The organism is Streptomyces sp. NPDC030021 (genome assembly GCF_055574035.1).
On sequence record NZ_JBVIAH010000002.1, the window covers coordinates 111,156 to 132,899 of the forward strand.

General features: G+C 70.3%; 23 protein-coding genes, 1 tRNA gene, 1 pseudogene and 1 riboswitch. Of the genes and pseudogenes, 15 read left to right on the forward strand and 10 right to left on the reverse strand.

What is annotated here, in order from left to right; all coding sequences use genetic code 11:
- Positions 1-77: 77 nt before the first annotated feature.
- Together ACZ4YL_RS03555 and ACZ4YL_RS03560 are read right to left on the reverse strand one after the other, a co-directional pair.
- On the reverse strand, positions 78-1,352 hold the full coding sequence (locus tag ACZ4YL_RS03555; protein WP_468113548.1) for a PTS transporter subunit EIIC: 1,275 nt from the start codon (positions 1,350-1,352) through the stop codon (positions 78-80).
- 356 nt (positions 1,353-1,708) lie between these two features.
- Positions 1,709-3,004: a PTS transporter subunit EIIC gene (locus tag ACZ4YL_RS03560; protein ID WP_468113549.1), complete on the reverse strand. Its 1,296-nt coding sequence runs from the start codon at positions 3,002-3,004 to the stop codon at positions 1,709-1,711.
- Positions 3,005-3,222: 218 nt separating this feature from the next.
- Here ACZ4YL_RS03560 and ACZ4YL_RS03565 point away from each other — a divergent pair.
- The 4 genes and pseudogenes from ACZ4YL_RS03565 to rdgB form a co-directional block, all read left to right on the forward strand.
- Positions 3,223-3,465: pseudogene (locus ACZ4YL_RS03565) on the forward strand (PTS sugar transporter subunit IIB); the annotation flags it as partial.
- Positions 3,466-3,557: 92 nt separating this feature from the next.
- A complete protein-coding gene (rph, locus tag ACZ4YL_RS03570; protein WP_301370806.1) occupies positions 3,558-4,283 on the forward strand; it encodes a ribonuclease PH in 726 nt (241 codons plus the stop codon).
- Positions 4,284-4,388: 105 nt separating this feature from the next.
- Positions 4,389-4,769 carry a hypothetical protein gene (locus tag ACZ4YL_RS03575; RefSeq protein ID WP_468113550.1) on the forward strand — a complete coding sequence of 127 codons (381 nt, stop codon included), beginning with the start codon at positions 4,389-4,391 and terminating at the stop codon, positions 4,767-4,769.
- Between the two features lie 16 nt (positions 4,770-4,785).
- Positions 4,786-5,400: an RdgB/HAM1 family non-canonical purine NTP pyrophosphatase gene (gene rdgB, locus ACZ4YL_RS03580; protein ID WP_468113551.1), complete on the forward strand. Its 615-nt coding sequence runs from the start codon at positions 4,786-4,788 to the stop codon at positions 5,398-5,400.
- Between the two features lie 51 nt (positions 5,401-5,451).
- Here the strand turns inward: rdgB and ACZ4YL_RS03585 are convergent.
- From ACZ4YL_RS03585 to bcp, 3 genes are all read right to left on the reverse strand, one after another.
- Positions 5,452-5,524, reverse strand: a tRNA-Leu gene (locus tag ACZ4YL_RS03585).
- A gap of 48 nt (positions 5,525-5,572) precedes the next feature.
- On the reverse strand, positions 5,573-6,214 hold the full coding sequence (locus tag ACZ4YL_RS03590; RefSeq protein WP_468113552.1) for an HNH endonuclease signature motif containing protein: 642 nt from the start codon (positions 6,212-6,214) through the stop codon (positions 5,573-5,575).
- A 135-nt stretch (positions 6,215-6,349) separates the two neighbouring features.
- Positions 6,350-6,817, reverse strand: coding sequence for a thioredoxin-dependent thiol peroxidase (gene bcp / locus ACZ4YL_RS03595; protein ID WP_030009033.1), 468 nt, complete (start codon positions 6,815-6,817; stop codon positions 6,350-6,352).
- A 108-nt stretch (positions 6,818-6,925) separates the two neighbouring features.
- Between bcp and ACZ4YL_RS03600 the strand changes: the two genes are divergently transcribed.
- From ACZ4YL_RS03600 to ACZ4YL_RS03610, 3 genes are all read left to right on the forward strand, one after another.
- The gene (locus ACZ4YL_RS03600) at positions 6,926-7,246 is read left to right on the forward strand and encodes a DUF3618 domain-containing protein (protein ID WP_468114078.1); all 321 of its coding nucleotides are present in this window, start codon (positions 6,926-6,928) and stop codon (positions 7,244-7,246) included.
- Between the two features lie 43 nt (positions 7,247-7,289).
- The gene (locus tag ACZ4YL_RS03605) at positions 7,290-7,631 is read left to right on the forward strand and encodes a GroES family chaperonin (protein ID WP_030009035.1); all 342 of its coding nucleotides are present in this window, start codon (positions 7,290-7,292) and stop codon (positions 7,629-7,631) included.
- Between the two features lie 41 nt (positions 7,632-7,672).
- Positions 7,673-7,742, forward strand: a riboswitch (guanidine-III (ykkC-III) riboswitch).
- Between the two features lie 31 nt (positions 7,743-7,773).
- Positions 7,774-8,094 carry a DMT family transporter gene (locus ACZ4YL_RS03610; RefSeq protein ID WP_030158619.1) on the forward strand — a complete coding sequence of 107 codons (321 nt, stop codon included), beginning with the start codon at positions 7,774-7,776 and terminating at the stop codon, positions 8,092-8,094.
- Positions 8,095-8,111: 17 nt separating this feature from the next.
- Here the strand turns inward: ACZ4YL_RS03610 and ACZ4YL_RS03615 are convergent, their stop codons facing one another.
- Positions 8,112-10,580, reverse strand: coding sequence for a transglycosylase domain-containing protein (locus ACZ4YL_RS03615; RefSeq protein ID WP_468113553.1), 2,469 nt, complete (start codon positions 10,578-10,580; stop codon positions 8,112-8,114).
- A 294-nt stretch (positions 10,581-10,874) separates the two neighbouring features.
- Between ACZ4YL_RS03615 and ACZ4YL_RS03620 the strand changes: the two genes are divergently transcribed.
- The 5 genes from ACZ4YL_RS03620 (at position 10,875) to ACZ4YL_RS03640 (ending at position 16,344) form a co-directional block, all read left to right on the forward strand.
- Entirely contained in the window at positions 10,875-11,678 is an 804-nt protein-coding gene (locus ACZ4YL_RS03620) for an ABC transporter permease (protein ID WP_373037163.1), read from the forward strand.
- Positions 11,671-12,585 (forward strand): ABC transporter permease, encoded by a 915-nt coding sequence (locus ACZ4YL_RS03625; protein WP_468113554.1) that lies wholly within the window; start codon positions 11,671-11,673, stop codon positions 12,583-12,585. The genes ACZ4YL_RS03620 and ACZ4YL_RS03625 overlap by 8 nt, the downstream gene beginning before the upstream one ends.
- A gap of 4 nt (positions 12,586-12,589) precedes the next feature.
- Entirely contained in the window at positions 12,590-13,558 is a 969-nt protein-coding gene (locus ACZ4YL_RS03630; protein WP_301370822.1) for an ABC transporter ATP-binding protein, read from the forward strand.
- A 106-nt stretch (positions 13,559-13,664) separates the two neighbouring features.
- A complete protein-coding gene (locus ACZ4YL_RS03635) occupies positions 13,665-14,315 on the forward strand; it encodes a DUF1707 SHOCT-like domain-containing protein (RefSeq protein ID WP_468113555.1) in 651 nt (216 codons plus the stop codon).
- A 364-nt stretch (positions 14,316-14,679) separates the two neighbouring features.
- On the forward strand, positions 14,680-16,344 hold the full coding sequence (locus ACZ4YL_RS03640; protein ID WP_468113556.1) for a DUF445 domain-containing protein: 1,665 nt from the start codon (positions 14,680-14,682) through the stop codon (positions 16,342-16,344).
- Here the strand turns inward: ACZ4YL_RS03640 and ACZ4YL_RS03645 are convergent.
- Entirely contained in the window at positions 16,314-17,348 is a 1,035-nt protein-coding gene (locus tag ACZ4YL_RS03645; protein WP_468113557.1) for a hypothetical protein, read from the reverse strand. The genes ACZ4YL_RS03640 and ACZ4YL_RS03645 overlap by 31 nt on opposite strands.
- A gap of 34 nt (positions 17,349-17,382) precedes the next feature.
- Positions 17,383-17,919 carry a GNAT family N-acetyltransferase gene (locus ACZ4YL_RS03650; RefSeq protein ID WP_468113558.1) on the reverse strand — a complete coding sequence of 179 codons (537 nt, stop codon included), beginning with the start codon at positions 17,917-17,919 and terminating at the stop codon, positions 17,383-17,385.
- A gap of 186 nt (positions 17,920-18,105) precedes the next feature.
- Between ACZ4YL_RS03650 and ACZ4YL_RS03655 the strand changes: the two genes are divergently transcribed.
- The gene (locus ACZ4YL_RS03655) at positions 18,106-18,297 is read left to right on the forward strand and encodes a hypothetical protein (protein ID WP_468113559.1); all 192 of its coding nucleotides are present in this window, start codon (positions 18,106-18,108) and stop codon (positions 18,295-18,297) included.
- A gap of 39 nt (positions 18,298-18,336) precedes the next feature.
- Positions 18,337-18,633: a hypothetical protein gene (locus tag ACZ4YL_RS03660; protein ID WP_301370832.1), complete on the forward strand. Its 297-nt coding sequence runs from the start codon at positions 18,337-18,339 to the stop codon at positions 18,631-18,633.
- Positions 18,634-18,637: 4 nt separating this feature from the next.
- On the opposite strand, the gene ACZ4YL_RS03665 is transcribed toward ACZ4YL_RS03660, so the two are convergent.
- Complete coding sequence (locus tag ACZ4YL_RS03665; protein ID WP_468113560.1) at positions 18,638-19,084, reverse strand: SRPBCC family protein; 447 nt, start codon at positions 19,082-19,084, stop codon at positions 18,638-18,640.
- 497 nt (positions 19,085-19,581) lie between these two features.
- On the opposite strand from ACZ4YL_RS03665, the gene aspS reads away from it, so the two are divergent.
- Positions 19,582-20,898, forward strand: a complete 1,317-nt coding sequence (gene aspS / locus ACZ4YL_RS03670; RefSeq protein WP_468113561.1) for an aspartate--tRNA(Asn) ligase — start codon at positions 19,582-19,584, stop codon at positions 20,896-20,898.
- A gap of 61 nt (positions 20,899-20,959) precedes the next feature.
- On the opposite strand, the gene ACZ4YL_RS03675 is transcribed toward aspS, so the two are convergent.
- Positions 20,960-21,742 carry a hypothetical protein gene (locus tag ACZ4YL_RS03675; RefSeq protein ID WP_468113562.1) on the reverse strand — a complete coding sequence of 261 codons (783 nt, stop codon included), beginning with the start codon at positions 21,740-21,742 and terminating at the stop codon, positions 20,960-20,962.
- Between the last annotated feature and the right edge of the window lie 2 nt (positions 21,743-21,744).

The window sequence follows — 21,744 nt, forward strand, 5'->3', positions numbered from 1 at the left end:
GCCGCACCCCTCCGCGACAGCGAGAAGCCCCCGCCCTCCCTTCCGGGAGAGCGGGGGCTTCTTCGGTCCTGCGGGGCCTACTTGGCCTCCGCCTTGGCCATCTCGGCCAGCTCCTCGTCGGACTCGCGGCCCGGCGTCGGGAGGTTGAACTTGGTGATCGCGAAGCGGAATCCGAAGTAGTAGACCGCTCCGAAGACCAGGCCCACCGGAATGATCATCCATGGGTTGGTCGCCTTGCTCCAGCCGAGACCGAGGTCGATCAGACCCGCGGAGAAGGTGAAGCCCGCGTGGACCCCGAGCGCCCAGGTGATCGCCATGGAGAGCGCGGTCAGGACGGCGTGGATCGCGTACAGCACCGGCGCGATGAACATGAACGAGAACTCGATGGGCTCGGTGACACCCGTGACGAACGAGGTGAGGGCGAGCGAGACCATCATGCCGGTGACGGCCTTGCGGCGCTCCGGGCGGGCGGTGTGGGCGATGGCCAGGGCGGCGGCCGGGAGGCCGAACATCATGATCGGGAAGAAGCCCGTCATGAACAGACCGGCGTCCGGGTCACCGGCGAAGAAGCGGTTCAGGTCACCGTGGACGACCTCGCCGGCGGCGTTGGTGAAGTCACCGATCTGGAACCAGGCGACGGTGTTGACGAACTGGTGCATGCCGATCGGGATCAGCGCGCGGTTGATGACACCGAAGATGCCGGCGCCCGCGGCGCCCAGCCCGGTCATCCACTCACCGAAGTTGGAGATGACCTCGCCGATCGGCTGCCACACCAGGCCGAAGAACACACCGGCGATGACACCGACGAAGGCCATGATGATCGGGACGAGCCGGCGGCCGTTGAAGAAGCCGAGCCAGTCCACCAGCTTGGTGCGGTGGTAGCGCTGCCACAGGACCGCGGCGAGCAGACCCATGATGATGCCGCCGAGGACGCCGGGGTTGTTGTACACCGCCGGAATGTCGACACCGTTGTTCTCGGTGGTGTTGATGATGGCCTCGTGCACCGGGAACGCGGTGAGCACGTTCTTGTAGACGAGGAAGCCGACGAGGGCCGCGAGGGCGGTGGAACCGTCGGCCTTCTTGGCGAAGCCGATGGCGACACCGATGCAGAACAGCAGCGGCAGGTTGCTGAAGACGGCATCACCGGCGGTGGCGAACACCGTGGCGACCTTGCCCCAGCCGAGACCGTCCGCGCCGAAGACGTCGGGCTGACCGAGACGCAGCAGGATGCCCGCGGCGGGCAGGACGGCGATGGGCAGCTGGAGGCTGCGGCCGACCTTCTGCAGGCCCTGGATCAGGCCGGATCCCCGCTTCTTGGCGGGCGGCGCAGCGGCGTCAGTAGCCGTACTCATAACTTCCTCCGGGGGGAGCAAGGCGCCGCCAAGGGGGTGGAACCAAGAGGGACGGCGACGTCTCAGAAAGGGGGACACGCCGCCGGGGGAAGCGGTCGTGGTCTACACCAATTCATGGTGTAGACCAGTTGTAACACGGTGAGGGTTAGATAAGGAACCTTCGATTTCCTGTGGCCTGGATCACATCTCCTGGGGGATGCCGAAGGGCCCCCGGATCGTGATCCGGAGGCCCTTGACGGACCGTGCGGTAACCCTGCGGGGGCCGGGTCGGGCCGGGTCGGGCCGGGTCGGGCCGGGTCGGGCCGGGCCGGACGGGCTGGGCCGGACGGGCTGGGGGCCGGCCGGGCCGACCGGGCTCAGGCCTTGGTGGTCTCCGACTCCATCGCCGCGATCTCCTCGTCCGACTCCCGGCCGGGCGTCGCCAGGTCGAACTTCGTGATCGCGAAACGGAAGACCGCGTAGTAGACGACCGCGAAACCCAGCCCGATCGGGATGATCAGCCAGGGTTTCGTGGCCAGCCCCCAGTTGATGATGTAGTCGATCAGGCCCGCCGAGAAGGTGAAGCCGTCGTGGACGCCCAGAGCCCACGTCACGGCCATCGACACGCCCGTCAGCAGCGCGTGGATCACGTACAGCAGGGGCGCCACGAAGAGGAAGGAATACTCCAGCGGCTCGGTGATGCCCGTGACGAACGAGGTCAGGGCCACCGACACCATCAGGCCCCCGACCTCCTTGCGCCGCTGCGGCTTCGCGCAGTGCGTGATCGCCAGCGCCGCTGCCGGCAGGGCGAACATCATGATCGGGAAGAAGCCGGACAGGAACTGCCCCGCCTCCGGGTCGCCGTTCAGGAACATGGTGATGTCGCCGTGCACGACCTGCCCGCCCGGCGTGGTGTAGCTGCCGAACTGGAACCACACCGGCACGTTCAGGAACTGGTGGAGGCCGATCACCAGCAGTGCGCGGTTCGCGACGCCGAAGACGCCCGAACCCCAGGGACCCAGGCCCACCAGCCAGTCGGAGAAACTCTCCAGCGCGTCACCGATCGGCGGCCAGATCCACAGACAGATCACGGCGAAGGCGATGCCGACGAAGGCCATGATGATCGGAACGAGCCGGCGGCCGTTGAAGAAGCCGAGCCAGTCGACCAGCTTCACGCGGTGGTAGCGCTGCCAGAACCAGGCAGTCAGCAGTCCCATGACGATGCCGCCGAAGACCCCGGGATTCTGGAAGGTGTACTCGGCGAAGGAGTCGTCCTGCCCCAGGCATCCACCCCCGACGTCCTTGGTTCCCTCGGGGCAGGGTGAAGGGAATGCCTCCAGGACGCCGTGGTAGACGAGGAACCCGGCCACCGCCGCCAGCGCCGTCGAGCCATCGGCCTTCTTGGCCATGCCGATCGCGACACCGACGCAGAAGAGGAGCGGCAGACCGAGGCTGGAGCCGAGCAGGGCGCCGCCCGCCGCGGCCATGACCTTGGCGACGTCGGACCAGAACCCGTCACCCCCGGCGTCGATCACGCCCAGCCGCAACAGGATGCCGGCCGCGGGGAGGACGGCGATGGGCAGCTGAAGGCTGCGCCCCATCTTCTGCAGCCCCTGGAACAGGTTGTTCCGCCAATTCGGCGGTGGCGCTGCTTTGGAGATGCTCACGCTCATCGGCGTCCTCCCTGACCGGCCCGTTTTGGCTGCCGCAACACTTACGGCACACTGGTGTAGACCAGTTGTGGGCGGGTTGCTGCTGATCGTCATCATTCGGCAGAGGCCCGTCATGTGCCTGCGTAGATGGGCCAACCGTGCGTTACCGTGACGAAGCGGACCGTGCAGGTGGGTAGCCATGTACCGGCCGCCGAGACCCGTTCTTCGAAACACTCAGGGAGAAACACATGGCCACCAAGGCTGAGAAGATCGTCGCCGGGCTCGGCGGCATCGAGAACATCGAAGAGGTCGAGGGCTGCATCACCCGCCTGCGCACCGAGGTCATCAACCCCGACCTGGTCGACGAAGCCGCACTCAAGGCCGCCGGCGCCCACGGCGTCGTCAAGATGGGCACCGCGATCCAGGTCGTCATCGGCACCGACGCCGACCCCATCGCCGCCGACATCGAAGACATGATGTGATCCGGACCCCCTGACCAGGTCCCAGCGGACCCCGTCCCGGAAAGCCCCGGACGGGGTCTTCGCGTACCCGGGCAGGGACTAGGCTCGGAGCCATGTCTCGCATCGACGGCCGTACGCCCGAACAGCTCCGCCCGGTCACCATCGAACGCGGATGGAGCAAGCACGCCGAGGGCTCCGTCCTCGTCTCCTTCGGAGACACCAAGGTCTTCTGCACCGCCTCCTTCACCGAAGGCGTCCCGCGCTGGCGCAAGGGCAGCGGCGAAGGCTGGGTCACCTCCGAATACTCGATGCTGCCCCGCTCCACCAACACCCGCGGCGACCGCGAATCCGTCCGCGGCAAGATCGGCGGCCGCACCCACGAGATCTCCCGCCTGATCGGCCGCTCCCTGCGCGCAGTCATCGACTACAAGGCCCTCGGCGAGAACACCATCGTCCTGGACTGCGACGTCCTCCAGGCCGACGGCGGCACCCGCACCGCCGCCATCACCGGCGCCTACGTCGCCCTCGCCGACGCCGTCGCCTGGGGCCAGAAGAAGAAGTTCATCAAGGCCGGCCGCAAGCCGCTCACCGGCACCGTCGCCGCCGTCAGCGTCGGCATCGTCGACGGCGTCCCGCTCCTCGACCTCTGCTACGAGGAGGACGTGCGCGCCGAGACCGACATGAACGTGGTCTGCACCGGCGACGGCCGCTTCGTCGAGGTCCAGGGCACCGCCGAGGGCGAGCCCTTCGACCGCAAGGAACTGAACGCCCTCCTCGACCTCGCCGCCGGCGGCTGCGCGGACCTCGAAGCCATCCAGCTGGGCGCGCTCGAACTGTAAACGGCAACCGCCGGGCCCGGCCCGGCGTCCAGGAAGATACGGGCGCACGGTCTCGAAGCCGTGCGCCCGTCCTCGTAGCGTCCAAGCCCTCAGGGGGAGAACCGCATGAAGCTCCGCATAGCGGCCGTAGCCGTGGCCGCCGTACTCACCGTCCCGGCCCTGTCCGCCTGCGACGCGATCTCCACGGCGATGGACTGCGCGAACACGGCCGTGGCCATCACGGACGGCGCGAACGACCTCCAGCAGGCCGTCTCCCAGGCGGGCAACAGCCCCCAGGACGCCCAGAACGCGCTCAACCAGATCGAGTCGAACCTGAAGAAGATCGGCGACCAGACGGACAACGCCGACCTGGGCAAGGCCATCGACTCGATGAACACCGCCGTCAAGAACGTCCGCGCCTCGATCGAGAGCGGCAACAGCGTCCCGGACATCCAGCCGGTGGCGGACGCGGCAGGCGAGATCTCCAAGGTCTGCACCCCGGGATGACCCGGATAATGGGGGCATGACCTCGACGCCCAGCCGCCTCATCCTGGCCACCCGCAACGCGGGCAAAGTCTCCGAACTCCGCGCGATTCTGTCCGACGCCGGCCTGCCGCACGAGCTGGTCGGCGCGGACGCGTACCCCGAGATCCCGGACGTCAAGGAAACCGGCGTCACCTTCGCCGAGAACGCCCTCCTCAAAGCCCACGCCCTGGCCCGCGCCACCGGCCTTCCGGCGGTCGCCGACGACTCCGGCCTCTGCGTGGACGTCCTGCACGGCGCCCCCGGTATCTTCTCGGCCCGCTGGGCCGGCGCCCACGGCGACGACAAGGCCAACCTGGACCTGCTGCTGGCCCAGCTCGGCGACATCGCCGACGAGAACCGCGGGGCCCACTTCGCGTGCGCGGCGGCCCTGGCCCTCCCGAACGGCACCGAACGCGTCGTCGAGGGCCGCCTCCTCGGCACCCTCCGCCACACCCCGTCCGGCATCGGCGGCTTCGGCTACGACCCGATCCTCCAGCCGCAGGGCGACACCCGCACGTGCGCGGAACTGACCCCGGCGGAAAAGAACGCCATCTCCCACCGCGGCCAGGCCTTCCGCGCCCTGGTCCCCTTCGTCCGCGCCCTCCTGGGCTGACGCGGCGAGGCCTGGTTCCCTCCGGGTGGGGGAACCAGGCCTCGTCTTCGGTACGCCCGGTCGGATTCGAACCGACATACGTGGCCACCTAAAGACCACCGCTAACCAGGTCGCGTACGGGCGCGAGCCATGGACACTCTACTGCGCACCGTGCCGTTCAGGGGAAGCGGCATCATCGATCGCGTCGTCCTCCGCGGCACCACGTGGTGGTGACCGCATGGCAGTTGGGGCAGAGCAGCCGCAGGTTCTCGGGCAGATTGTTCCGCCAGTCGCCGTCCATGTGGTCCACCTCCAGCGGCAGCGGATAGCCCTGCCAGGTCGGAGGTGTGCCGCACATCCGGCACACCTCGGGCACGCCCAGTGCGGCGAGTGCCCGCTTCAGGTGCGCGCTCTGCGCACGCCGGGCGTGCGGGTCGTCCCGCCTGACCAGGAGGCTCTCCGGGGCACGCCGGGTCTTCGGCCGCCTGGCGGGCGAGGGCCGTTCGAAGTGGGAGGTGTCTATGCCGAACGCCTTGACGCGCCTGCTGATGTGCGTGTGGTGGCCACCCACGACTTCAAGGCCGAGGTGTCGCAGAACTTGGCACATGTTCGTCGAATCGGCGACAGCCGCGGCCAGGATCTCCCTCGTCCACTTGACGGCTTCCGCTCGCTCGAAGTGGGACGTGTCCACGCCCAGCTTCCGCATGCGGTCGTGCAGATAGCGCCGCGAGCCGCTCTTCGGGTCGACCCCCAGCTTCTCCAGCGCCTCCGACAGCGTGCGCGACGTGCGCGCCGCCTCCGCGAGGCGTTCCTTCGTGTACTGACTGATCGGCACCCCGGCCCCCTCCGTTCCGGCCACGCGTTCGTGGCCTCGCACGGATCAACGAACCGATATGCGGGTAGTTACGTCCGATAAGCGGAGCGGCCCGCACCGGTGGGGTGCGGGCCGCTTGCGGTGGGGAGGGCGGGGTCAGAGGCCCAGGTCTTTGATGATCTTGGCTACGTGGCCCGTGGCCTTGACGTTGTAGAAGGCGTGCTCGACCTTGCCCTCCTCGTCGACGACCACCGTGGAGCGGATGACCCCGGTGACCGTCTTGCCGTACAGCTTCTTCTCGCCGTACGCGCCGTACGCCGTCAGCGTCTCCTTCTCCGGGTCGCTGACCAGGGTGACCTTCAGGTCCTCCTTCTCGCGGAACTTCGCCAGCTTCTCCGGCTTGTCCGGGGACACGCCGATGACGTCGTAGCCGTGTCCCGTCAGGAAGGACAGGTTGTCCGTGAAGTCGCAGGCCTGCTTCGTGCAGCCCGGGGTCAGCGCGGACGGGTAGAAATAGACGATCACCTTGCGGCCCTTGTGGTCGGCGAGCGAGACCTCGTTGCCGTCCGCATCGGGCAGGGTGAAGGCGGGGGCGGTGTCGCCCGGCTGGAGTCGCTCGCTCATCGTGACACTCTCCTCGGGAGGGGATCGGTATGCCCATGAGACTAAGCTGACAGACTGTTCATGGTGGACTACGCCCCACACGACCACGACGACGACGGAGGCAGCGCGGTGCCGGAAGCCAGGACCCCCGCACAGATCGAGGCGGACATCGTCCGCCGCCGTGAGCAGCTCGCCGAGACGCTCGACGAGATCGGCGTGCGCATGCACCCGAAGACGATCATCGGGGACGCGAAGGCACGGGTCGCCTCGACCGTCGACCAGACCGCCGGGCGGGCCTTCGCCACGGTGAACCGGATGGTGACGGATCTGCGGGACGGTCTGCGCCATGACGACGGGGCTCCGCGCGTGGGCCGGATCGTGCCCGTCGCGCTGGTCGCGGTGAGCCTGGTCGGGCTGCTCGTGGTGTCGGCGCGCCGCAAGCGCGGATGACCCTGAGCGGTACGGGACGGGCGCGGGCAGGTAGGTTCGGGGCGTGAGCGAGAACACCACCCACGACAAGCTGCCCATTCGCATGCTGCATGACCGCGTGCTCGTGAAGTCCGATCTGCCGGAGGGCGAGCGGCGCTCGGGCGGCGGCATCCTGATTCCCGCGACGGCCGCGGTGGGCAAGCGGCTGGCCTGGGCCGAGGTGGTCGCGGTCGGGCAGAACGTCCGGACGGTCGAGCCCGGTGACCGGGTGCTGTACGACCCGGAGGACCGTGCCGAGGTCGAGGTGCGGGGTGCGACGTACGTGCTGATGCGCGAGCGGGACCTGCACGCCGTGGCCGCGGAGCGGCTGGAGGGGTCGGAGGACTCCACCGGGCTGTACCTGTAGGTCTGAGAAGGGGCTGGTGGCGCAGGTCACCGGCCCTTTTCGCTGCCCTTTGCTACGGTGGAGGAGAACCCGACGAGACGCGCCGTACCGGGTACGACAAGACGACGCACCCCGTATCGCTCGATGTCTCGGAGGTGCCGTCATGGCATGGGTTCTTCTTCTCGTCGCCGGTCTGCTCGAAGTCGGCTGGTCGATCGGCATGAAGTTCACCGAAGGTTTCACCCGGCTGTGGCCCAGTGTGTTCACGGGTGCCGGGATCGTCGCGAGCATGGTGCTGCTGTCGTACGCCGCGAAGACGCTGCCCATCGGTACGGCGTACGGGGTGTGGGTGGGCATCGGCGCGGCCGGCGCGGCCGTGCTCGGTATGGCGGTGCTGGGTGAGCCCGTCACCGCCGCCCGGATCTTCTTCATCTGTCTGCTGCTGGTCGCCGTGGTGGGGCTGAAGGCGACCTCCGGTCACTGACCGGAGGTCTGTCCCGGTTACTCCAGGAACGCCGACGGCGGGCGGAGGCCGTCCGCCGGGCCTCCGTCGCCGCCTTGTGCGCTGCCCTGGGTGCCGCCTTGCGTGTTGCCTTGTGTGCCCTGGGTGGTGCCGCCCTGGTCGCCGCCCTGGGTGGTGCCGCCGTTGTCCTGGCCGCCGTTGTCCTGGCCTCCGTTCACCGGGCCGCCGTTGTCCTGTCCGCCCTGGTTCTGGCCGCCGTTGTTCTGTCCGCCCTGGTTGCGGCCGCCCGTGGAGTTCGACGGGGAGGGCCGGGTGGGGCGTTCGGGGGCGCTGGGCGAGGGTTCTCCGGGGGTTTCCTGCGGTGGGTTGGATTCCGGGCTGGGCGGCGGCGGGGGCTGGGCTGCGCCGGGCTGGAGTTCCAGGTCGAAGTCGACGGGGTCGGTGCCTTCCAGGGCGGTCTTGGTGTAGGCGGCCCAGATCCGGGCGGGGTAGCCGCCGCCGCCGATGCGGGCCTCGCCGAGGGCGTCGTAGAGGGATTCCAGGGTTCCGGTGTCCGGGTCCTGGCCCATCATCGAGATCACGGTGACCAGGTCCGGGGTGTAGGCCGCGAACCAGGCCGAGCGGTCGAGTTCGCCGGTGCCGGTCTTGCCCGCGGCGGGGTGGCCGGCGGCGAGGGCGGCCGTACCGGTGCCGTTGTCCACGACGCTGACCAGCATGGACGTGGTGGTGTCGGCGGCTTCGCGGCTGATGGCCTGGGTGGGGGTGCGCTGGGGGAGGCTGATGGTGTCGCCGCCCTTGGTGATCTTCTCCAGGAAGGTGTAGGGGGTGCGGCGGCCGTGGTCGGCGAGGGTGGCGTAGGCCTGGGTCATGTCCAGGACGCTGGCCTGCAGGGTGCCGAGGGCCATGGCCGGGCCGGGTACGAAGTTGGGGGTGTTCTCGGGGATGCCGAGGTCGATGGCGGTCTTCTTGACCTTGGCGGTGCCGACGTCGACCGCCATCTGCGCGTAGACGGCGTTGACGGAGAGGTCGGTGGCGGTGTTGACGGTGATGTTCCCGTAGGAGACCTGGCCTTCGTTCTCGGGGGCGAAGCGGATGCGGCCGCCGGCGACGGGGCGTTTGTTGTCGCCGTTGTAGATCGTGTTCGGGGTGATCCGGCGGCCGTCCTGGGTGCGGGAGTCGTTCTCGACGGCGGCGGCGAAGACGAAGGGCTTGAAGGTGGAGGCGACCTGGTAGTCGTGGCGGGTCGCGTTGTTCACGTACTGCTTGGTGTAGTCGATGCCGCCGTACATGGCGAGGACCTTGCCGGTGGCCGGGTCGATGGAGACGCCGCCGGCCCGGACCAGCCGGTCGGCCTTGCGCTTGTCGGGTTGGAGCTTGTTGACCATCTGGTCGTTGACGGCGTCGACGAGGGCGTTCTGGCGGCGTTTGTCGATGGTGGTGGTGATGCGGTAGCCGCCTTCGGCGAGGGTTTTGTCGTCGAGGATCTTGTTGTCGACGATGTAGTCCTTGATCGCTTCGACGAGGTAGCCGCGCTGGCCGGACAGGCCGGCGGCGGCGCGGACCTTGCCCGGTTCGGGGAACTGCGTCGTCGCGCGTTCGGCGGCGGGCAGCCATTCCTTCTTGACCATGCCGTCGAGTACGTAGTTCCAGCGGGCGAGGGCGCGGGGGCGGCTCTGGGGGTGGGCGACGACGTCGAAGGCGCTGGGGGAGTTGAGGAGGGTGGCGAGGTAGGCGCCTTCGGCGGTGGTGAGTTTGCCTACGTCCTTGCCGTAGTAGGCCTGGGCGGCGGCCTGGATGCCGTAGGCGTTGCGGCCGAAGTAGCTGGTGTTCAGGTAGCCCTCAAGGATGTAGTTCTTCGACTTCTCGCGACCCAGTTTGATCGCGATGAAGAACTCTTTGACCTTTCGTTTGATCGTCTGTTCCTGGCCCAAGTAGTAGTTCTTGACGTACTGCTGGGTGATGGTCGAACCGGACTGGGTCCCCTTGCCGGTCGCGGTGTTCCAGGCGGCGCGGAGCATCGCCTTGGGGTCGACGGCCCGTTCGGAGTAGAAGTCCCGGTCCTCGGCGGCCAGTACGGCCTCCTGGACGGTCCGGGGGATCTGCGACAGCGGCACGTTGACGCGGTTGACCTCGCCGTCGCGGGCGATCTGGGAGCCGTCGGAGTAGAGGTAGACGTTGGACTGCGCGGTGGCGGCGGCGTTGGCCGGCGGGATGTCGACCAGCAGGTAGCCGGCCACGAGCGCGCCGCCGATCAGCAGGGCGATGAGCAGGATGCCGCCCAGGACCATGCGCCAGGTGGGCAGGAAGCGGCGCCGGCCGGTTCTCCCGCGCCGGGCGTTCTTCCCCGGTCCGCCCTGGTCCATCTGCTGCGCTTGCCCTGCCTGCCCTGCCTGCCCTGCCTGCTCTGCCTGCTCCGGCGGTGACGGTTCTGCCCGCGGCTGCGGTACGTCGGGCGGGGTGTCGGGGTCGCGAGGGGTCCAGCCCGGGGGTGGTGACTGGTCGCTCATCTCCAGGACTCCTCGACGCCGTTCAAAATATCCACTTCTGTACCTCATGGTGTCTACCCGATGGCCGCTGATTCCGCTCCGGACGGGCATAAATCGGTCGCGTGGCTCGCCCCTCCGCACTAAGCTCGCGCGCTTTGGCCGACGTAGGAACGACGTGGGAAACGGAGGGATACGGTGCGCCGGAGAGTGCGTCGCGAAGTGCGTGGCGGAGCGGGTGACGGTGCGAGCGGCGGTGCGAGTGGCGGTGCGAGTGGCGGAGTGCGTCGCGGAGTGCCTCAGGGAGTGCGTCGGGCGGTGGGTCTCCACCTGGCGGTCGCGGCAGGCGGATTCAGGCGCTACGCGACCTACGGGACGGCGACCGCGGCCGGGGTGTTCACCAACACCGTGTTCGGGTTCATCGTCGCGTACACGTACATCGCGCTGTGGGACGAGCGGCCCGGACTCGGCGGCTACGACCAGTCGCAGGCGCTGACCTTCGTCTGGGTGAGCCAGTCGCTGCTGGCCGCCGCCGCCCTGATCGGCGGCGGCTTCCAGGAGGAGCTCCAAGAGCGGATCCGGACGGGTGACATCGCGGTCGACCTCTACCGGCCCGCGGACCTCCAGATGTGGTGGCTCGCGGCCGATCTGGGCCGGGCGGGCTTCCAGTTGCTGGGCCGCGGGGTGGTGCCGCTGGTGGCGGGGGCGCTGGCGTTCCCGCTGGCGCTGCCCGTCGATCCGCTGCGCTGGCTGCTGTTCCTGGTGTCCGTCCTGCTGGCGCTGGTGGTGAGCTTCGCGCTGCGCTACATGGTGGGGCTGGTGGCCTTCTGGCTGATGGACGGGGCGGGGATCAACATCATGGCCACCGTCGCCTCGATCTTCTTCTCCGGGATGCTGCTGCCGCTGACCGTCTTCCCGGGCGGCTTCGGCGAGTTCGTCCGGACCCTGCCGTGGGCGGCGATGCTGCAGGTGCCGATGGACGTCCTGCTGGGCAAGCACGCGGGGGCCGGGGGTGCGGCCGAGGCGCTGGGCTTCCAGGCCGGGTGGGCGCTCGTACTGCTGGGAACGGGACGGCTGTTGCAGTCGGCCGCGACGCGGAAGGTGGTGGTCCAGGGTGGCTGAGGCCGAGGCTGGGGCAGGTGTGGAGGCGGCGGTACCAGCGCGGGCGCGGGCGCGGGCCGGGGAGCGGGATGCCGCGGTGGGCGGGGCGCCGCGGCGCGGTCCGGTTCTGGAGGGGCTGCGCGGCTACCGGCTGATCGTGGGCATGTGGATCCGCTCCACGATGACGTACCGGATGTCCTTCGTCCTGACGACCGTCGGGCAGGCGGCGATCACCCTCCTGGACTTCGTCGCGATCGCCATCATGTTCTCCCACGTGGACGCCCTCGGCGGCTTCACGCTGCCCGAGATCGCGCTGCTGTACGGGTCCTGCTCGGCCTCCCTGGGCCTGGCGGACCTGCTGCTGGGGAACACCGACCGGATCGGCGCCCGGATCCGCGACGGGTCGCTCGACACGATGCTGGTGCGGCCGGTCCCGGTGCTCGCGCAGGTCGCGGCGGACCGGTTCGCGCTGCGCCGGCTGGGCCGGATCGCGCAGGGGGTCGGGGTGATGGGCTGGGCGGTCTGGACCCTGGACGTGGACTGGACGGCCGGGAAGGTGCTGCTGGTGCCCGTGATGGTGCTCGCCGGCGCGGCCATCTTCGCGGCCGTGATGGTGACCGGGGCGGCCTTCCAGTTCGTGACCGGGGACGCGGCCGAGGTGCAGAACTCCTTCACCTACGGCGGCTGCACGATGCTGCAGTACCCGCCGACGGTCTTCGCGAAGGACCTGCTGCGGGGGGTGACCTTCATCGTCCCGCTGGCATTCGTCAACTGGCTTCCGGCGCTGCACGTGTTGGGGCGGCCCGATCCGCTGGGACTGCCCGGGTGGGTCGCGTACCTGAGCCCGCTGGTGGCCTTCGTGGTGTTCCTGCCCGCGTCGCTGGCCTGGCGCGCGGGAGTCCGTTCGTACCGAAGCACGGGGAGCTAGAGCTGTGGCGGATGCGCTGATCTCGTTGGACGGGGTCGAGAAGGTTTTTGACGTACGGCGCCGGGTGAGCCTGATGCGCCGGGAGAAACGCCAGGTCAGGGCGGTGGACGGGATCAGCTTCGAGGTCGCCCGGGGCGAGATGGTCGGCTACATCGGGCCCAACGGTGCCGGGAAGTCGACCACGATCAAGATGCTGACCGGCATCCTGACGCCGAGCGGCGGCCGGCTGCGGGTCGCGGGCATCGACCCGGCGCGGGAGCGGATGCGGCTCGCGCACCGGATCGGGGTGGTGTTCGGGCAGCGCACGACGCTGTGGTGGGACCTGCCGCTGAAGGACTCGTACGGGCTGATGCGGCGGCTGTACCGGGTGCCGCGGGCGCGGTTCGAGGAGAACCTGGAGCGGTGCGTGGAGCGGCTCGACCTGGCCGAGCTGCTGGACGTACCGGTACGGCAGTTGTCGCTCGGGCAGCGGATGCGCGGGGACATCGCGGCGGCGCTGCTGCACGATCCGGAGGTGCTGTACCTGGACGAGCCGACGATCGGGCTCGACGTGGTGAGCAAGGCGAAGGTGCGGGGCTTCCTGCGGCAGCTGAACGAGGAACTCGGTACGACCGTGCTGCTCACCACGCACGACCTCCAGGACATCGAGCAGTTGTGCGAGCGGGTGATGGTGATCGACCACGGGCGGCTGATGTACGACGGGCCGTTGGGCGGGCTGCACGCGGCGGGGGCGGTGGGGGAGAGCGAGCGGACGCTGGTGGTGGACCTGGAGCGGGAGCTCGCGCCGATCAGTGTGGCGGGGGCGCGGGTGGTGAAGGTGGAGGGTCCGCGGCAGTGGCTGGCGTTCCCGGCGGGGGCGTCGGCGGCGCCGCTGGTGGCGGCGGTGGCGGCGGACTATCCGCTGGTGGACCTGTCGGTGCGGGAGCCGGACATCGAGGACGTGATCGCGCGGATGTACGCGGGCCGCGGCTGACGATTCCCCGCATCGCCTGAATCAGGGGAAATCCGGGGACGATCCGGGGGCGATCTCAGGGGTCGAGTCGTACAACTCGCCGACAACCCTGCATAGTCTGGTCCGCATGAGTGACGAGCGGCCGGAGAAGCCGTTGCCGGAGCTGAGGGCGTCGGACGCCGACCGGGACCGGGTGGTGGAGCGTCTGCGGGACGCCGTCGCCGAGGGCCGGCTCGACATGGAGGAGTTCGAGGAGCGGCTCGACGCGGCGTGCAAGTCGCGGACGTACGCGGAACTGGAACCGCTGACGCGGGACCTGCCGGCGCCGTCGGGCGGGCCGGTGGCCCGGCCGACGGCGGCCGCCGAGCCCTGGCCGGGCCGGATCGGCGGGGCGGGCAGCTCGGCGACGGCCGTCGCGGTGATGTCGGGCTTCCAGCGCAAGGGCCGGTGGACGGTGCCGGCGCGGTTCGACGCGGTGGCGTTCTGGGGCGGCGGGGAGCTGGACCTGCGCGAGGCGGACTTCGCGCAGCGCGAAGTGGTGATCAACTGCGTCGCGGTCATGGGCGGCATCCAGATCACGGTGCCGCCGGGGGTGGAACTGGACGTCCGTGGCTTCGGCTTCATGGGCGCGTTCGACCAGCGCGACAGCCCGGGCCCGTCCGAGCCGGGTGCGCCGCGGGTGGTGGTGACGGGCTTCGCCTTCTGGGGCGGCGTGGAGATCAAGGTCAAGAAGCGCAAGCGGCCCGTGGACGGCCCCTCTCTCCGCAAGGAGCTGTAGCGCCTCGGCTCCGGCCGGTCGGTGGTGCCGGGGTTCTGCGGTTCGGCTCCGGCCGGTCGGTGGTGCGGGGGTTCTGCCCCGGGCCCCGCGCCTCAATCGCCGGCGGGGCTGGGTGGTGTGGGGCGGTGCCCCGCCGGAGTGTCTCCTCGGCTCGCGCGGTGCGGCATGTCGCGGTGGTGCCCGGTGGTGCGCGCTCGTCCTGCGGGGACACTCCGCCGTGTCCCCGCCCCACGGCGAGGCTCCGACAGCGCTACCTGGACCCACGGACCGCCAGGGTCGTTCCCGGATCCGCCCGCGCGTGGGGAGCGGGGACGGGGAGGGGTGTCCCCGCAGGACGAGCGCGCGACCGCCGGGTACAGCCGAGATGGCTCGCACGCGCCGAGCCGAGGAGACACCCCTCCCCGGCCCCGCGCACCCGGCCCGCACCGCGCCCGGATCCCGGCCCGCAGACCGATGCGGCCCGACCGGCCCGGACCCGCCCTGCGGGATCGGCTCGGCAGAGTGCCGGGGAGCCCGGGCGCAGCCCGGGTGCATTGGGACCGTCACCCCCGCGGGAGCGGACTGGCGTGGCGGGAACTCCGCGCCCCGCTCAGGAGTCGGATGCTGTGCATACAAAACCGGCGCCCCCGGGGGAAGGCAGGAGCACGTGGAGAACCGCAGCACCACCGGAGGTCCCGGCACCACCGGAGGTCCCGGCACCACCGGAGGTCCCGGCACCACCGGAGGTACCAGGACCGGACCGCCACCGCCACCCACCCGCGGCGCGTTCGTGTTCAGCGCCGCCGACGAGGAGCGCCGCCGCGGGGTCCGCCGGATGAAGGCCACCGCGACCGGTCTGCTGATCCTGGTCGCGCTGGTCTACGTACTCGCCAAGTACGCCCAGCACGCCTGGGGCGCGGGCGGCTGGGCCGCGTACGTCGCCGCCGCGGCCGAGGCCGGCATGGTCGGCGCGCTCGCGGACTGGTTCGCCGTGACCGCCCTCTTCCGGCGTCCGCTCGGCCTGCCCATCCCGCACACCGCGATCATCCCGACCAAGAAGGACCAGCTCGGTGTCTCCCTGGGCGAGTTCGTCGGGGAGAACTTCCTCTCCTCCGACGTGGTCCGGGCCCGGCTCCACGCCCTCGGCATCGGCGGCCGCCTCGGCTCCTGGCTCGCCGAGCCCGAACACGCCGACCGGGTCACGGCCGAGCTGGCCGCCGCCCTGCGCGGCGCGCTCACCGTGCTGCGCGACTCCGACGTGCAGGCCGTCGTGGGCGAGGCCATCACCCGGCGCGCCGAGACCGCCGAGATCGCGCCGGGCATCGGCAAGACCCTGGAGCGGGTCGTCGAGGACGGCGGCCACCGCCGGGCCGTCGACCTCATCTGCGCCAAGGCCCACGACTGGCTCGTCACGCACGGGGCCTCGATCACGGACGCGGTCCAGGGCGGCGCCCCCGGCTGGACCCCGCGGTTCGTGGACCGCAAGGTGGGCGAGCGCGTCTACAAGGAGCTGCTCCGCTTCGTCACGGAGATGCGGGACATGCCCGAGCATCCGGCGCGCGGGGCGGTGGACCGTTTCCTGGCGGACTTCGCGGCCGACCTCCAGTCGGACACGGAGACCCGTGCGAAGGTGGAGCGGCTCAAGTCCGAGATCCTGGCGCGCGACGAGGTCCAGGACGTCATCGCCTCCGCGTGGTCGGCGATCCGGTCGATGATCATCTCGGCGGCGGAGGACGAGCAGAGCGAGCTGCGCCTGCGGGTCCGCGCCTCGCTGATCTCCTTCGGTGCGCGCCTGGCCACCGACGGCCGTCTGCAGGCGAAGGTGGAGGGCTGGATCGAGGGCGCGGTCGTCTACGTCGTCACCACCTACCGGACCGAGATCACCTCGCTGATCACGGACACGGTGGCGGGCTGGGACGCCGAGCACACCTCCCGCAAGATCGAGGCCCACATCGGCCGTGACCTGCAGTTCATCCGTATCAACGGCACGGTGGTCGGCGCCCTGGCCGGCCTGCTGATCTACACGGTGTCCCGCGCCTTCGGGGCGTAGCCCCCGCAGGCGGATCTCGGGAGCGGCAGTTCCAGCTGGGCGTGCCCGCGGGTGGTGACCTCCGGGGGCGCGGGGCGGGCGGCGCCCAGGACCAGGAGCGCGCGCAGGGCGGCGATCACGTCCGCCGGTCTGTGGCGCAGGAGCCCGGGGGTCGTACTGGCCACGAGGACGCGCAGGGATTCCAGGCGCAGCCGCCGGTGCAGGGTGGCCTGCCAGGCGTCGCGCGTGTAGTGGTACTCCGCGGAGTCGATCTCCAGTGCCACGCCCTCCTCGGGCCAGTACGCGTCCGGGCTGGCGAGGAAGGCCCCGTCCGGGCCGTGGAGGCGGGCGTTCCAGAGCGGGGCGGGGAGGTCGGTCGCCGCCAGGGTGTCGCGTGCGCGGCCCTCGGCGATCGAGCGGACCCCGGCGACCAGCTCCGCGGCCGCGGCCCCTACGGCGGGGCGGCCGCGGACGCGGCCCGCGCGCAGTTCGGCGTGCAGGTCGTGCGGGTGGCACCAGCCGCCCTGGACGACGTTGGCCAGTACGGAGCGCACCAGGTCGGCATCGTCCGTACGGGCCGCGAAGTCGGCGGCGGCCCGGATTGGGCGGGCGCTGGGGACGCCGGAGATGTGGATGGTGGCGGGCCAGCGCGAGGTCGGGCAGGGCCGGACCCGGCCTGCGGCGGCCGGGGAGCGCGGGGCGCGGACCAGGACGTCCAGCGGTTCGGGCGGGGCGTCGCGGATGCCCAGGAGCGCGAGCGCGGCGCCGCCGGTGAGCGCGGCGGTGGCCCCGGAGAGCGGATCGGCCGCGGGGTGGGCGGCGTACAGGACGGCGGACAGCGCCTGCTGCCTGGCGGCCGGCGGGCCGGTCTGCAGGAGGTACACCCGTGGCAGGAGCCGCTGCCAGGGCCCTTCGCGGCGGCTGCGGCCGCTGATGGTGGCGGCCGGGATCCCGGCCTGCTTGAGCTGGTGGTAGGTGGCCATGTTCAGCTGTCGCTGGGCGGTACGGGCGAGTGCGGTGATCATGCCCCGGGTATGCCGGGTGGGGCGTGCGCGATGCTCAGGCCGAGGGGTGGTCCGGGGCGAGGAAGACGACGACGCCGTTCTGCGTGCCGGGCAGCGGGGTGACCTCGTGCCAGCCGAGGCGCCGGTAGGTGGCGACGGTGTCGGTGGCCACCCGGGCGGTCAGCAGCCAGGCGCGGCCGTCGGGGGCGTCGGCGGTGATCTCGGCGAGGAGGGTGCGCCCGGTGCCGGTCCCGCGCGCGTGCGGGCGTACGGCGAGCTCGTCGATCTCCAGGGCGCCGATGAGGAGTTCCCGTACGCGCTGCCGGCCGAGCTGCGCGGAGACCTGCCCGTAACCGCGGTCGCGGGGGAAGGACTTGGGGGTCAGCCAGGCGGTGGCGAAGCCGTCGATGCCCGCGGGCGACTGCGCGAAGGCGGTGCGGAAACCGGCGCGGCGGCTGTCGGCCTGGAGCCGGAGGGAGAACTGGCGAATGGTTTCTTCGTCCTCGTTCCACGGTGGCGCGGAGAACACCTCGCTGTAGGCGTCGGCCAGTTCGTCCGACAGGTCCAGCACGGCCGGTCCATAGCAGATCACGTTTGCAGCTCCTTGGGCCGGCTTGGGCGGCTTCGGTCGTATCGCCCGTGTAGGAGAGTGAATCTACGCCGGGGAGGTTCCACGGAGGGCACCTGCGCGGATCCGGAGGGTGTGCGACAAATCCGACTTCCGTACGGTGTTCCGGCCCGCCCGTATCGCCGTCCCCCGGCCCGGCGTTGAACCCGTGTGTCCAGTTCTCTCCTGCGCAAAGCCCTGGTCGGCCTCGCCGCGTGCGCGGTGGCGTTCTTCATCACCCTGGGCGTCATCGCCGTCCTGCCCCGCACCGTCCAGGACACCGTCCCGCCCGGCGTCCTCGGCGGAGCCGTCGTGGTCCTGGGCGTGACGGCCGCGCGCCGCTTCACGCGGCGGGCGCGTTAGCCTCGTCCGGAGACGTTCGAACGGCTGGAGGACCCCACGATGGCGCAGATTCCCACCTCGGCAGTAGCAGCGGCCGGCCTGGTCGGCGGCTACGCCACGGCCCGCTGGACCGGCGTACGCCCGCTCGGCGGCGTGGTCCTCGCGGCCGCGGGCACCCTCGCGGCCCGCGAATGGCACCGCCGCACGACCCCGGCGACGACGGCCCTCCTGGGCGCGGCCTACGTCGCCGCGTTTGCGGGGTCGCACCCCCTGGCGAAGAAGATCGGCGCCTGGCCGGCGGTCTTCACGGCGGCGGCCGCGGTAGCCACGGCCGCCTACGCGGCGGCCGACAGGTAGCCCGCTAGGCCTTCAGCAGGCCCTCGAGCTTGTCGAAGCCCTGGGTCCAGCCCTCGTCGTGCAGGGCGAGACGTCCCTCGGTGGCGAAGCCGAGCTGCACGAAGACGAGCCGGGTCGAGCCCGTGCCGTCGCCGTGCAGCTCCAGGACCACGATCGTCTCCCGGTCCTCGGGGTCGGGTTCTTCCCAGCGGAACGTGTACGACAGCAGGGCGGGAGGTTCCACTTCGAGGAATTCGCCGGTGAGGAAGAAGGAACCCCCTTCCGGCGGTTGCATCTCGATCCGATAGGACCCGCCGGGCCGCAGGTCGCTCTCCACCCGGGGAATGCTGAACCCGTCCGGCCCCCACCACTTCGCCAGCTCCACGGGATCGGTCAAGGCCTGGAACACCACCCCGGGCGCTACGGGGAACGCGCGCTCCATGCGGAGCCTGAGCAAGCCGTCCTGAGTCATCACGCCCCCTGGGGATGCGGCGGAAAAGCAACTCATTCCATCGTAGGAGGCGGGAACCGCGCTGTCGCAGGGACGCCGCAGCTATGGGACGCGCCATCGCAATTGCGTCGCCCGGGCGCATCAGCATCAGCAGTCTTTGGTTCAGCCCCTCACAATCGATCTCCGGCCACGTCCGGCGCTGCCGCTGTGATTCCGTTGCGGGGCTCTTACTGCATCCGTATCCTTTCGGGCAACGCGTCGACGGAGACGAGTAGCCACGGATCACGCGAGCAGAGAGAGCCGCCGGTAGCTGTGAAGGCGGACTCGTGCCCCGTGGTGAAGACCCTCCCGAGCGCGGGGAGGAAAGGCCCACGGGCCCAATGCCCCGCCGGTTTGCCCCCGTCATCGGGCTGAATGAGGCCGCCGCTGTCTGGCGGTGGCAAAGGCGTGGTGGCACCGCGAGTACCCTTCTCGCCCACGCTTCCAAGGGATCATGACGACGCCCCTGGAGGGCTGCGATGATCCACACGACTAGCCGCGTACTGGTTTCTGACCTACGCGCACACCTCGACCAGACCGTCACCGTCTCGGGCTGGGTGAACGCGCTCCGGCTGCAGCGCAAGATGCAGTTCGTCATCCTGCGGGACCACTCCGGCATGGTCCAGGTGACCCACAAGCGCGACGGCGGCCCGCTTGAAGCCATCATCGAATCGGTTACCCCTGAGTCCGCCGTCCGGATCACCGGCCGGCTCGTAGAGGCGGCCCAGGTCAACCTGGGTGGCTTGGAGATCGTCCCCGAGACGATCGAGGTGCTGAACCGGGCGGAGACGCCGCTGCCGATTGACGAGCACACCGGCCCCGAGCACCGGCTCGACTGGCGGTTCCTGGACGTACGCAAGCGTGCCACGGCGCAGATGGTGTTCGCCGCGCAGACGACCCTGGAGCAGGGGCTGCGCGAGTACGCCACGGAGAACGGCTGTACGGAGATGCACACGCCGAAGCTGATGGGCACCGCGTCGGAGTCTGGCGCGGAGGTGTTCAAGCTCGGGTACTTCGACCGCTCGGCCTACCTCGCGCAGTCGCCGCAGTTCTACAAGCAGATGGCCGTGGCCGCGGGCATCGACCGGGTCTTCGAGGTCGGGCCTGTCTTCCGGGCCGAGCCGTCGTACACATCTCGGCACGCGACCGAGTTCACCGGCGTGGACGTTGAGCTGTCGTGGATCGACGACGTCGAGGACGTGATGGCGTTCGAGGAGCGGATGCTCGCTCATGCCATCGCGAAGGTTGCCGAGGTCCACGGTGAGGCGATCCAGGAGGTCTTCGGCATCGAGGTCGTTGTGCCGGAGGCTCCGTTCCCCAGGATCACGATGGCCGAGGCGCAGGAGATCCTGCGGGCCGGCGGCTGGGACCCCGAAGGCGTCAAGGAGGACCTGGACCCGGAGGGTGAGCGCACCATCGCCGCCCATATGAAGGAGCTCACGGGTCACGAGTTCGTGTTCATTACGCACTACCCGGCCGGCATCCGGCCCTTCTACCACATGCGTCCGGTGGACCGGCCGGACCTGACGCTCAGCTTCGACCTGCTCTGGAAGGGCCTGGAGATCACCACCGGGGCCCAGCGTGAGCACCGCTCCGATGTGCTGCTCAAGCAGGCGGAGGAGAAGAGCATGGACACAGAGCCGATGCAGGACTACATGAACATCTTCCGGTTCGGGTGCCCGCCACACGGCGGCCTCGGCGCCGGCCTGGGCCGGATCTTGATGGTCATGCTCGGCCTGGACTCGATCCGCGAAGCTGCGTTCCTGTTCCGGGGGCCGAACCGCCTCACCCCCTGAGCCAGGGGTAGACGCACCGCTGTCCCACCGCCTGTCTGGCGGTGGGGCAGCGGGGGCTCGCTCAGTACCGGGTGTGGCCGAGGTCGAGGGTCCACGCCTCGGCGGGGTTCTTATCCCAGTGGGCGCGCAGGGCCAGCTCGCGGTCGGCGTACCGGCCGCGGCGGGAGAGGCCGCCGTGGGAGAGCGTGACGCTGAGCGCGAGTGGTGATTCGGTGGTGACCCAGTGCGGGGTCAGGGCGTGGCTCCACAGCTGGTCGCCTGGCTGCATCGTCACCGACTGCCGCTGAGCCTCGTCGTGCGGTGGGGGGTCTTCGGCGGTGGTCTCACCGAGGACCGCGGCTTCGGGGGACAGGTGCTTGTCGGGGTTGTGGTAGCTGTGGAAGGTCTTGATCCCTTGGACCTGCCACACCAGACCGTGCGAGTTGTCGTTGTGGTAGGTCGAGGCCGCCCCCTCGGTGGACAGGAACAGGATGGGCGCGCACCGCTGCCACGTGAATCCCTGCGACGACAGATAGGTGCGCCAGGGCACCATGACCTCGTTCTGGAAGCCGGCCAGGATCTCGCCGTAGAACCGGGCGAGGTTGAAGTGCACCAGGCGGAACGGCCATGTGGCGATCTCCTCGACCGGGGCCGTACGGAACGCGGCGGTGCGGTCCATGCGCACCTTCCAGTCGTCCTCGCCGAGGATCGTGAACCGCACCTCCTCGTCCCGGCGGACATGGTCGAGGATGTCGACTGCCGGCAGGAACAGGTAGTCGAACGGGACCTGCATGCGGAAGTTCGGCGGCTTCCTCCAGTGGGTGTTGAAGTCGTCGGGATCGGTGACGGAGACCGACGGTTGCACGT

Coding starts and splice junctions, on each gene's coding strand:
- ACZ4YL_RS03555 (WP_468113548.1), bottom strand. CDS start 1,352: ATGAGTACGGCTACTGACGCCGCTGCGCCGCCCGCCAAGAAGCGGGGA.
- ACZ4YL_RS03560 (WP_468113549.1), bottom strand. CDS start 3,004: ATGAGCGTGAGCATCTCCAAAGCAGCGCCACCGCCGAATTGGCGGAAC.
- rph (WP_301370806.1), top strand. CDS start 3,558: ATGTCTCGCATCGACGGCCGTACGCCCGAACAGCTCCGCCCGGTCACC.
- ACZ4YL_RS03575 (WP_468113550.1), top strand. CDS start 4,389: ATGAAGCTCCGCATAGCGGCCGTAGCCGTGGCCGCCGTACTCACCGTC.
- rdgB (WP_468113551.1), top strand. CDS start 4,786: ATGACCTCGACGCCCAGCCGCCTCATCCTGGCCACCCGCAACGCGGGC.
- bcp (WP_030009033.1), bottom strand. CDS start 6,817: ATGAGCGAGCGACTCCAGCCGGGCGACACCGCCCCCGCCTTCACCCTG.
- ACZ4YL_RS03610 (WP_030158619.1), top strand. CDS start 7,774: ATGGCATGGGTTCTTCTTCTCGTCGCCGGTCTGCTCGAAGTCGGCTGG.
- ACZ4YL_RS03615 (WP_468113553.1), bottom strand. CDS start 10,580: ATGAGCGACCAGTCACCACCCCCGGGCTGGACCCCTCGCGACCCCGAC.
- ACZ4YL_RS03635 (WP_468113555.1), top strand. CDS start 13,665: ATGAGTGACGAGCGGCCGGAGAAGCCGTTGCCGGAGCTGAGGGCGTCG.
- ACZ4YL_RS03640 (WP_468113556.1), top strand. CDS start 14,680: ATGGCTCGCACGCGCCGAGCCGAGGAGACACCCCTCCCCGGCCCCGCG.
- ACZ4YL_RS03645 (WP_468113557.1), bottom strand. CDS start 17,348: ATGATCACCGCACTCGCCCGTACCGCCCAGCGACAGCTGAACATGGCC.
- ACZ4YL_RS03660 (WP_301370832.1), top strand. CDS start 18,337: ATGGCGCAGATTCCCACCTCGGCAGTAGCAGCGGCCGGCCTGGTCGGC.
- ACZ4YL_RS03665 (WP_468113560.1), bottom strand. CDS start 19,084: ATGACTCAGGACGGCTTGCTCAGGCTCCGCATGGAGCGCGCGTTCCCC.
- aspS (WP_468113561.1), top strand. CDS start 19,582: ATGATCCACACGACTAGCCGCGTACTGGTTTCTGACCTACGCGCACAC.